Source organism: Fusibacter sp. (genome assembly GCF_057447755.1).
Genome location: NZ_JBVBZF010000413.1, coordinates 1 through 2728, shown reverse-complemented (window position 1 = coordinate 2728; position 2728 = coordinate 1). Strand labels below are relative to the sequence as shown.

At 32.9% G+C, this 2728-nt stretch carries 2 protein-coding genes; both read right to left on the bottom strand.

Annotated elements, in window-relative coordinates:
• The coding region (locus AC220I_RS21000; protein ID WP_486725825.1) for a DUF3783 domain-containing protein at positions 1-424 on the bottom strand (424 nt) is incomplete at its 3' end.
• Positions 425-564: 140 nt separating this feature from the next.
• Entirely contained in the window at positions 565-2568 is a 2004-nt protein-coding gene (locus AC220I_RS20995; protein WP_486725824.1) for a WG repeat-containing protein, read from the bottom strand.
• Positions 2569-2728: the final 160 nt, after the last annotated feature.

The following is a 2728-nucleotide window of genomic DNA, read 5'->3' as shown; positions in this document are numbered from 1 at the left end:
GTGCTCTCATTTTCTTTATTTCTTCCCTTTCCTTTATGAGCTCATCCACAAGCTCTTCAAAACGCCAGCCTAAATTGTTTGGCGTTGTACCTGCAAAAATAGGTCTTGAAATCGCTATAGTTTTTGACGCTTCAATAAATCGATCTAGTTCAAGGTGTGAGGTACCGCTAAAGATGATTGTATTAACCAGTGATGGCTGGGTATCAAGCGTAAAACCTGATAGACTGTAAGCTTCTTTTTCAAGTAACCTTTCCAATAGCCATTCAATCTCTGATTCTAAGATGAGGATCATTTCATCTATGCCAGCTGTTTTACGGCAAGTATCAATTAGGTCTAAGTCTGATTCATTATAGCCATACACCATGATGCAATTACGGCCTGTTTTACGTTCACTGTTTTCTTTATCTATTTTTTGAAATGACATGTCTTCCTCCTTTTATATCCTTTAATCCATTTATACCCATTAATCCATTTATATTCTTTTATCCACCTATATTCTTTAAATTATATACACCAATTTTATAGACCACCCAATTAACAACTTCATCGTAAAAGGAAGAATTTTTAATAAAACACCTTGATTTCAAAGAAGCTTTCTTCGTTATACTCAATTTTTGTCTTTTCTAATATCACTGTTTTACCACTAAGATCTTGAGTTGTATACCATATATTGCCTGAGTTCTTGATTATTTTAGTAGATTCAATGTCTGCAAATATTCTATTTAAAGTGTCTTTAATATACGCTTCTCCAAAACTAATATACATAAAGTCCTTAATAATAGCTTTGATGGTTTCATCATATGAATTTAAAGTAATTTTAAGTACACCTTCACTGGGAAAGTAAATTGACATATCTGAAGATGATCTCTGTCTATTACCATCATAATAATATGTGATTCCAATACTATTAGGTATAATTTTAGCATCTTGTGCAAGTGCATCAACCTTTCCATATTTAGAAAGTGCATCAATTAATACCTGATTTTCTGCCACATTTACCTTGCCCCATTGCAAATCCTCTATTTTTTTATCCGCGTAAACCACTGAACTAACTGGCAATTCAATGGTGTGACCATCACCATTTGCCTTCCACTCTTTCCCCATATTGTTTTTAAGAATTTGATTTGTAATGACAAGTGCTTGTTCTATTGTCGCTTGACCCTGAGCATTGAACAAATCTTTACCTGTGCCGCTGATAATACCATTTGCTTTAGCAAGATATATCTTTTCCTTAGCCCAGGCAGAGAACTTATTCTCATCCTCAAATGAATAGTTTGCATTTTCCGATAAATGCAAGTTGCCAAGCTGCAGTGTATTAATCATCATTACTGCCAACTGCTCCCTTGTTAATTCTTGATTTGGTCCAAAGTTTCCATTTCCTACACCAGTGGTTATACCGATTGTTGCACCTTTTAATGCGTATATATCACTCGTATCATTAAACCTGATAGACGGATCAGGTATGATTTCTTTTCCATCAAAGAGTTCATAAATTCTTACAGCAAGATAAATAAAGTCCTTTCTTGTGATATTCTTCTGATAAGCATTAAAGGATTCACTCTTGAATTGTCCAGTATTTTTCAATTCTTTAATACTTTTTTCAGCCCAACTTGAAGGATATGAAGCATAAACTAAAGGGTCATACTCTAGATTTTTCACAAATGTCTTTGTATTGGTTTTGGGATTAAATTCATATCTCTTTTCATTTTGATCCACATAAATTTTCTTATCAGAGCTTATAAAAATTCTGTCGTATTCAAAAGGTAAAAGAACTTTGTTTGCAGTAGTCAACAAGGCAAATTTCACTTTATCATTTTGAGCCACAAGATAGCCATTGTCATAGTAAATATTTTTATAAACTAATGGTATGACTACTTTTCCTTGCTTATTTATATACCCATATAGACCATTTTTATTGACACGCAATAAACCTATTGCATCAATTACATGTGAATCTATCATATCATAATCAATTTCAGTCACTTTTTTCCCATTGTTATCGAGGATACCAAATTTATTTCCTTTTTGAACGGTAAACAGATTGTAATCAATATTATAATAATAGGGTTTTGGTTTTTCGATTACTGCCCAGCCATTCAATCTTAAAATCTCATTGTAGCCAGCTTCCATAGGAATAATTGGAGTTCCATCATATGAGTAAACACCTTCTAATCCACTTGTATTATTTCTAAGCACAACACGATTATTTCTCACAATCATAGCTCTATCATAAACAGGTTCAAATATTTCTTTACCGTTTTTATCAATCACACCCACTTTAAAAATACTTATACCTTGACTGTCTATCTTACCGGTATTTATTTCCACTACAAAATGATCATATATTTCATCTTGCCATACTATCGTACTATAGGCTCTCACTAAAGGAATCAACTTTCCGTTTCCATCTGTTAAGCCCATGGATTTCATGTCTTTAAAAAATACAGTTGATCGATCCCCTTTTGTTTCTGCAATGGACTCAATCTCACTTTCATCATATGTTGTTGCAAAAGATGCTGTTGATAATAGTAGAATCACTAAAATTAAAAACATAATAATTTTCTTCATGCTCTGTTCCCCCCCGGAATCGTATTATTACACCTCTTCCTATTTTAAAGGATAAGAAAATAGTTTGCAATTCAACTTGAATGTAAAATCTTCTTCTATCAGCTACTCTCTCGTTCCACCAAAGTAGCATTAAAGCAAATATGTTGAACATTCGGTGCAT

Excerpts from the sequence above, each read along its gene's own strand:
- AC220I_RS20995 (WP_486725824.1), bottom strand. The coding sequence starts at position 2,568 with ATGAAGAAAATTATTATGTTTTTAATTTTAGTGATTCTACTATTATCA.